The following is a 1,336-nucleotide window of genomic DNA, read 5'->3' on the forward strand; positions in this document are numbered from 1 at the left end:
AGTCTGAAGAGATGCACGACAAGATCATCGGCTGGTATCTGACAATCAACCACTACCACTAAATCTGCGTCACGACCTTAAATTAAGCGTGCATTAAACAACACGCTTATATTACAATGAATTGATGCATTCTACTTTATGGATTGTAGTAGGTTCACGCTTCCGTTCCATAGTATCTGAATGCCAACACAAAAAAGTAGAAACGCGGATAACTTTAACAATACATTTTTCCCATTCTCACCTAATTTATCTGATATTGATTCCGCATATGCGTAGCATATATAGATAATAAAGCACACAATACCTGTTGCAACGACCGCTCCCAATATACTGGCTGATATTTCCTTTACCCCTGTAGATACTGTTTGTAAATTAGCGGACAATGCTATTGCGACGGATATGGTTCCGGGACCCACTGTTAAGGGGAATGTTATAGGATAAAATGCATTTTCTAAAATATTTGATTGTGTATTTTCTATTATCTCTTCACTCTTTCGTTCTGAAATTTCATTTTTTTCTCCTCCCAACATCTCCCAGCCAAGTTTTGCAACAAGGATGCCGCCTGAAACTTCTACAATATCAATAGAAAGGTCAAATAGAGATAATGCATAAACGCCAAAACACATAGTAAAAACAATAAGAATAAAGCAATAGATTGCCGTTTTCTTTGCAATAAACCGTCTTTCTGTTTTCTTAATCCCATTTGTGACGGATAAAAAAAGTGGCGCATGCCCCGGTGGATTCAATATAGGAAAAAGTCCAGATATGACAAACATTGTCTTTGATACGAAAATGGAAAAAAATACTAATATATCTGACACTAAATTACTCCTGCATGTATATCCGCAACTTTCACAAAAAACAGCCACTAGGCACCCTAATTTCCTGCAAAATCATACACTACACCACTAAAAAATTCTTGGTGAATAAAACTATAATTTGATATTATAACGGAATATAAAGTTACAGAGACAAATTATAATGGATGTTAATACCACAATGAAGAGGCGAAACAGCCGTAACCTCCAGGATATCCTTACTATCTTCTTACAAAGCACTGCCTAAAATGGTATATGACACCCGAAATGGCCCGTGCGGTCGTGGCTTGCGTACCCTTGCGTGCAGTACCTGAATTGAATCCGGACACTGCTCAGAAGACGTTGTTGAACGGCTAATGAGCCAAATGGTGAATACAACATTCGTGCAGCCAAATATTTTGAACAGCGCCTTCTTATGTTGCAATGGTGGGCTGATATTCTGGATTCTAAGGAAGGTGCGATTAATTCGATGGGAACCATTTTTTCGTCCTGTCATCGTATGGTAAATGAACAAAGAA

General features: G+C 37.9%; 1 protein-coding gene and 1 pseudogene. One reads left to right on the forward strand and one right to left on the reverse strand.

Annotation, left to right across the window (positions count from 1 at the left end; translation table 11 throughout):
• Positions 1-131: 131 nt before the first annotated feature.
• Positions 132-821, reverse strand: coding sequence for a MarC family protein (locus ACSZO1_RS22355; protein WP_437616573.1), 690 nt, complete (start codon positions 819-821; stop codon positions 132-134).
• A gap of 230 nt (positions 822-1,051) precedes the next feature.
• On the opposite strand from ACSZO1_RS22355, the pseudogene ACSZO1_RS22360 reads away from it, so the two are divergent.
• A pseudogene (locus ACSZO1_RS22360) lies at positions 1,052-1,336 on the forward strand (tyrosine-type recombinase/integrase); the annotation flags it as partial.

It is taken from the genome of Erwinia sp. V71 (assembly GCF_965644245.1).
GTDB lineage: Bacteria > Pseudomonadota > Gammaproteobacteria > Enterobacterales > Enterobacteriaceae > Erwinia.